Here is a 6,897-nt window from a genome sequence, read left to right as displayed (position 1 = left end):
TGTCACTGAAGAGAAGCCAAATTGCTTACCATAATCCGGCAAATAGCCAACTGGCGGAACAGTGAAAGATGGATTATTCTGGAAGTTAACCTTCACTTCAAATCCTGCTTCAACTATTACAGAAACAGTCCATTCCTGAATAGTGCCATCTTCAGCAGTAACGGTATATACCACAGGGCTTGATAAATCCTGCGCTTCCCCTGAAGCAGGTGAAGCAATTGCTGATTCAGAAACAGAGAATAAAGGTGAAATTTCCGTAAGATCAGTTCCGAATGGAACTGTAATTTGAACTGTATTTGCTTCATTATCAATTAAAGTAGATCCAATCTGCCCGACAATAAGAAAATCCAAAATAGACTTTTTAGAACTGGGTACAGGACTTGTTAAATCTTCGGTTACTACCTCGCTATAATCTGTACTGAGCCTTACAGGTCCAACTTTTCCATTATTGGTGTTAACAGAGCTAATAAATAACCTTCCAATCTGAGGGGTACCGACAACGGGATGAAATCCGGCAGAAACCCAAGTGTTTTGGGATTCATCCAATTTGGGCTCAATTGTCCAAAGATAATTGATGTTGCCACTTCCATCCCATTCACCTTTTACGACAAATTGAATGGTTTTCCCATAATCTACCCCAACATTTCCATTGTCCGAAGCAGCATCGCCAAGACCTATTCTGGCGATAAGATCATTTCCAGCTTTTGCCATTTGAAGTCTTACCCACTGAATATCTGGATCCCCATCATCTATTCTGATGGCGGTCCTTATTATGTCTCCTGCTCCTGCACCTAAAGCCTCAACATTGAAATAAGTGCTAAAATAAAAGGGTTTGTTGGGAGTAAGTGAAACAGGATTTGATGTTAAAGGAATTAAATCATGCGTATGGCCGCCTAATGAAAAATCAAGAGAATGGGTGGTATTTGGAGAAATTCCCTGGTCAAGGACAGGAATCTGAACTCCTGCACCATTTTCCCATAACCATTGAGTTGGAGCAATTATGTTTAGATTGCCAGTTCCATAGGTATCAAAATCATCTATAAATGAAAAATCGGTAGTAGCGATGGAAACTGATACTGTCCAGATGGCTGTACTCCCATCTTCAGCTGTTACGGTGTATTGTACTGGGTTTGAAAAATCTTGGGCTACATTTGACAAAGGTGAAATACTCGCAAGATTAGAAATTGTAATCGAAGGAATCAAACCGTTTGGATCTGTTCCTTCTGCTACCTCAATACTTACGGTTTTAGATATAAAATCAATTATAGCTGGACCAGTTTGCTCTGCAAATTCAAAGCTGAGAATTTCTTTTTCCAAGCTCTGGGTCAAAGGAAGAATCTCTATGGCTTGTATTAAGGCATTATTGGCCGAAGCTAAAAATTGAATATTCAATTCTCCATCGGAAACAGTTACGTTATTTTGGGTAATTCCCAGTGCTCCTTTGCCATAAACTGCAAAAAGGTCCAGATTATCCTGTGCCACATTATCCTCCATGATAATATCAAAAACCCGTGCCCCAGCTGTTGTCTGGAAATTCTCAACCATATGAATCCTAACAGAATATGTACCATTTTCGATTGGAAAATTGTAACCAAAATCAGAACCAAATCTCCTGGGAAAATATAAATCCTCGTGTCCACCGGGTACTAAATAAGGATTGGTAATTGGAGTTAATGAAACTGTAGTTGGCGTTGTTTCGCTCAAATAAATGGTATTCTCTGCTAAAAATAAATCACCATCTTTGGTGTAATCATTTCCCCCAACATTTATTCGGTATGGAGCCACAATTTCATCGGGCAATACAATTTCTTCAGCTTCTATAGAAAAGTCTTTAAATAATACCGAAATTGGATTTCCAGTAGAGTTCCTATGAGATGTAAAAATCCCAGCAAATGACAAAAGCTCAGATGGATTTTCCGGGCTGAAACTAGTACCTAAAAAATAACTGGCCGGTACAGGCCTAATATTTGGTTCAGTTGCAGCAGAAGTAACTAAGATTTCCTCACCCGATCCCAATTTATAAAATCCTTGAACTGTATTTGCAATTGGGTCAAATTCTAATCTTAAGGTGATTTCTCCAGTAGTCGACCCAATATTCCCCGTGTTGATCTCAAGAAATGCTGTAGCTTGGGTGGTGTTATCCATATTTTCCACCTGTAATTGAATTCGTCTATCATTACCGGTTGAGTTTTTCACTACTACCAACTTTACATAATGATCCTCATCCAATCCATACCAAATTCCAGCTTGCTGTGCAGAATTACCTGTGCTTACCGAAAAATCAGGATTGACCAATCTTGATGAAACACTGAATTTTCTTTCTGGAGTTTTGATGCCCACACCCAAGGCATTTACCTGGGTATTGGTATTTAAGCTATTTGGAATTCCTTGGTCAGATTGTTGGCTAAAAAATATACCTCGCGTACTTGTAATCGATAATCCATCCGAATTCCTCAATATCCTAGTAGGGTCATAGGATGTTAGCTCAGAGTATGGAGTCATAAATTTACTTTGCTCCAAATACATAGTAAATCCACTTTCACTGAGCCCATCCCCAATAGATGTAAAATCTAAATTTACAGGAAGTGATTTTTCGATTTGATCACAATCCAGTAAACTGATATTCCCACAAGGTCCGACAAACCTTAAAAATTGGGATTGTTCAAAAGTTGGTTCAGATTTTTCCTTTGATTTATCCGGAATTTTAAATTCAGAATAAACTGTAAAATTGGAATGCGGAGTATTCGGTTTAGGTGATGAAAAAACCGAACCACCGAAGAGTGAGAAAAAAAGCATTATCCTTATGCCCTTGCTCAGTAAATTGTAATTAAACCCCATATTTTAAAGAATTAATATTTATGAAAGAATGATTTAAAGAATAAATAATTTCCTATGGTTTTGTTAACTTTTAAATCCAATAAAATAATCAAATATAAAATGTATAACTAAACTAATACCCTTAAGAATTTCTAAAAATCAAAATTTAATATTTAAAAACCAATTTATTGCATTTAAAAAACTTGTAATTAATAATTTGTTAATATGTATAATCAATAATCAAGTTTATAAATTAACTTAAAAAATATTTATTAAGGAAAAAAAATTATTTTATTCCAATAAAAGAAATGGTTAAAATATTATTTTTCTAATTTTCTGTTGTATTAAAAAAAATCTCAAATTTTTATAAAAAAAATAAAAAAAAATATACAAATTGATGTGAAAATCAATTGGATTATTGGTTTCTAAAAAAATCAGACCCTCCCCTCCTCCCCTTTTTCTTTTCAGACAAGGCTTTCTTTTCTTTCAGTCTTTGCTCGATGGCGCCTTTACTTGGCTTGGTCACCTTCCGGATTTTCTTTTTGTAAAAGGCTTTACTCAAGAGGTCATAAAACTTCTTGATCGCAATTTCTTTATTCTGAATTTGTGAACGCTTTTCCTGTGCTTGGATTTGTAGATTCCCCTCGGAATCCAACTTTTTACCAATCTTATCAAACAATCTAACTTTTTCATCTTCATTCAAAACCATCGAATTAGGGATATTAAAGGTTAAGGTAACTTTGCTGTTGACCTTGTTGACATTTTGCCCTCCAGGTCCACTGCTTCGGCTTGCCTGAAACTGTATTTCAGTATTGAAAAGTTGATTTTTAATTTTTTCGTTGATATTCATTCTTTGTCTTTATTTTTTTCCACGATTTATAATTTCAAACTATTTTGATATTCTTGATAAATATCAAGAAAGATTAAGAATGAAAAACCTTAATAATTTGAAGTTTAAAATTTCTTTGAAATTTTTTAATGTTTTTTCATTCGAAATCAACAAGATGATAGATTTAAAAATGGTATTTGTCATCACAAAAATTAACCTCATATTTCTACATAAATCTCCAAAAAGCTAAAGAACTGTATTTGGCATACTATTTTTTATAATTCAAACTATTATTTTGAATTTTTATACTTAAAACAAATAATTAAAATTATTTTGAGATTTCAGTAATTTTTTATTTTGTTTTTATATTTCCATTACATAGTTTTAGATCATCTTAATCATCCAAATTATTAATCACCCTGAGTATATAGACTCTAAATTTTACTCACAATTTAATGTAACGACTACCGCTAATTCACTTTTAGAATCTTATTTATCTCGCTTTTTAATCATTACGCTTAATTCACCCACTAAAAACCCTCTCATTATTTTTTGGAGGGTTTTTTGTTTTCCGCAACTTTCTAAATTTCAAAAATTCTTACATTGGCATAGAAAGATTTAATCATTGTTGAAATCGAAATCAGAATGATCACAATTACCAAAATAAATGAAAGCCTTTTACCTGAGATACAGGGTATCGCCTTCAAGACATGGCCTAAAACATTTGCAAATATCCTTAGTCCTGATCAAATCAACTACATGTTGGATTGGATGTATGACTTGGACACTTTGAGGTCGCAACTCTTGGAAAAAGCACACGTATTTTTGTTGGCGCATGAATCGGGGAATTCTCTTGGATTTGTTTCTTATGAAGTCAATCAGGGGGGCAGCAATAAAACCAAAATCCACAAAATTTACATACTTCCTGAGACGCAAGGAAAGGGTGTTGGTAAAAAGCTTTTAATGGCTGTATCAGAAATTGCCTTAAAGCATGGAGATACCCACCTCTTTTTAAATGTAAATAAATATAATCAAACAGCGATTGACTTTTACCTTCATTTAGGCTTCTATGAAGCATTCAAAGAAGTGATAGATATTGGAAATGGATTTGTAATGGATGACGTGGTTATGGAAATGAAATTAATATAATTGTCAAATGATGGCGATGGTTTGTTCGCTCCCTTGAAAAAACAACTTTTTCATAAACTGGAAAAATACCTGTATCAACTTTATTATTAAAAAAATCATAAAAACAATGAAGCAATTTGACCCAAACCACATTCCAGGCATCTACAATTGGTGTGATAGATGGTGCGAACGCTGCAAGATGACTTCCAAGTGTTTCCTTTATGCTCAAGAGCAAGAGGACAGAGCTATCATGGATAGTGACCTTGATCAGGATGAAAAGATGGAGAAAATGAGAGAAAAACTAATGGAAACCATGGAAATGCTGAGTGAAGCAGCAGATGAATTTGAAATGGACGAAGATGAAATGGATGAGCTGGATGAAGAAGAACAGGAGGAAATAATGCATGATCATGAGGTTAGCAAAATAAAAATCGATTTACACCCCCTTTCTGACCTAAGTGAAGAATATATGAATGAATGTATGGACTGGGTAAATGGTAAATCAAAAGATCCACTTTATGGATCCTTGGTTCAAGGCCAAATAACAGAGGAAATAAATAATATAAAAGAAATTGAAAAGTTAAAAAAAGTCATCGGTCATTTGGAATCCATACAATGGTACCAAACCATGATACCCGTCAAATGCCGAAGTGCTTTGAATTACTTTTCCGACAGATCCTTTTGGGATGACTATCCTATTGAGGAAAGAGCTTATAATGGTACAGCAAAAGTTGCATTGATCTGCATTCAGAACAGTATAGAAGCTTGGCAAGGAGTACTTTTTTGGTCTAAGGATGAGGAAGAGTCTATCCTTCCGCTTCTGGAAAAATTGATTCAGATCAAAGAAATTCTGGAAGAAGAATTTCCTGATGCCTATAAATTTATACGACCTGGATTTGATGAAAATTACTAAAAAAATTTTAATCCTTAGGTAAATTTGATAAAATATTTTATCAAATGAAAAATTATCAGGACATCATTGATATTCTTGGCAAAGAACAATTCACTTTCAAAGTGGAAGAGCCTTTGGATTTTTACGTTGTGGCTGACAAAGGCTTGGCAGCATCTGTCCTTCAGAATTTCAAAGTTTCCTTTTCCATGGGACTTTCCCAAATTGCATCTATCCTATCCAGTTCTGAACCAACGCTATATAGAAGGATAAAAGAAAATAAATCTTTGCCTAAGCAGGAAGCAATTAAGTTATTGGAGGCTACGGACTTATTTATTTATGGAGAAGAAGTTTTTGGTAATAGAGAGGATTTCTTCAAGTGGACAGAGCTTCCCAATACCGCTTTGGGGGGCCTAAAGCCTATGGAAGTTATCAGCTACCCCGAAGGCATTTCCAAAGTAAGGGACTTACTGACCAGGATAGAATGCAACGTATACAGTTAATGTGGGTATATCGTCTTTCTAAACCAAAATACGCCGATGACCTGAGTGGGACCGGAGCAGCAATGGCAGGCGGCAGATGGAATAAAAAAGGGTGGGCTGTACTTTATAGTTCAGAGGTACCTGCTCTTGCCTTACTTGAAATTGTGGCCAATATTCCACCCATGTTCCAATCTGATCTCCAATTATTGACCTTGGAAATTCCTCATGAAAAAGTAAAATCAATCGAAAAAGAAAAGCTTCCCGAAAATTGGTTTCATTACCCTGCTCCAAGAATTTTGGCTGAAATAGTAGAAGAAAACTATAAAGACCAAGAGCTTCTTGGACTGAAAGTTCACAGTGCAGTGGTCCATCAGCAATACATTATCCTTATCAACCCTCACAGCAATCATTTTTCAGAAATTAAAACAATCTCTTCAGCCCCATTCATTTTTGACCCTAGGCTATATAGAAAATTTTAGCGGTGGCCTGTTAAATGACATCGGGTTCTGTGTCATTCATAGCCGCAGCTTGCAAAGGCGAACAATCCCCTAAACCTTAGGAGATGCTTCTCTTCGTTCTGCATGACGCTCCGAAATTCTGTCATTGGTAGTTTTTAAAATTTGGCATTTACAGAAAGGAAATGACATCAAAATGGGCAGTAGACCTCTCCTGACGTCGAGGTGACAAGGCAAAGTTTTATTATAGATTTAATGCTATCTGTAGTTCTAAACACTCGATTTCAAAATCTGTCA

General features: G+C 35.2%; 6 protein-coding genes. 4 read left to right on the top strand and 2 right to left on the bottom strand.

Features of this window, described 5'->3' with window-relative positions; genetic code table 11:
* Window positions 1-2,838 (bottom strand): DUF5018 domain-containing protein (locus HMJ38_RS24710; protein WP_194977129.1); only part of this gene is annotated, 2,838 nt, incomplete at its 3' end.
* A 394-nt stretch (window positions 2,839-3,232) separates the two neighbouring features.
* Window positions 3,233-3,667, bottom strand: coding sequence for an alternative ribosome rescue aminoacyl-tRNA hydrolase ArfB (gene arfB, locus HMJ38_RS24705; protein ID WP_194977128.1), 435 nt, complete (start codon window positions 3,665-3,667; stop codon window positions 3,233-3,235).
* A gap of 624 nt (window positions 3,668-4,291) precedes the next feature.
* On the opposite strand from arfB, the gene HMJ38_RS24700 reads away from it, so the two are divergent.
* The 4 genes from HMJ38_RS24700 to HMJ38_RS24685 all read left to right on the top strand — a co-directional run bounded on the left by HMJ38_RS24700 (window position 4,292) and on the right by HMJ38_RS24685 (window position 6,624).
* Window positions 4,292-4,795 (top strand): GNAT family N-acetyltransferase, encoded by a 504-nt coding sequence (locus HMJ38_RS24700; protein ID WP_194977127.1) that lies wholly within the window; start codon window positions 4,292-4,294, stop codon window positions 4,793-4,795.
* A 106-nt stretch (window positions 4,796-4,901) separates the two neighbouring features.
* Window positions 4,902-5,687: a hypothetical protein gene (locus HMJ38_RS24695; protein WP_194977126.1), complete on the top strand. Its 786-nt coding sequence runs from the start codon at window positions 4,902-4,904 to the stop codon at window positions 5,685-5,687.
* A 44-nt stretch (window positions 5,688-5,731) separates the two neighbouring features.
* Entirely contained in the window at window positions 5,732-6,166 is a 435-nt protein-coding gene (locus HMJ38_RS24690) for an antitoxin Xre/MbcA/ParS toxin-binding domain-containing protein (RefSeq protein WP_194977125.1), read from the top strand.
* Complete coding sequence (locus HMJ38_RS24685; protein ID WP_228780262.1) at window positions 6,148-6,624, top strand: RES family NAD+ phosphorylase; 477 nt, start codon at window positions 6,148-6,150, stop codon at window positions 6,622-6,624. Before HMJ38_RS24690 ends, HMJ38_RS24685 begins: the two co-directional genes overlap by 19 nt.
* The last annotated feature ends 273 nt before the right edge of the window (window positions 6,625-6,897 follow it).

This window comes from Aquiflexum lacus, assembly GCF_015476655.1.
GTDB lineage: Bacteria > Bacteroidota > Bacteroidia > Cytophagales > Cyclobacteriaceae > Aquiflexum > Aquiflexum lacus.
The sequence above is the reverse complement of the archived record's forward strand: the minus strand, read 5'-3'. Positions and strand labels throughout refer to the sequence as shown.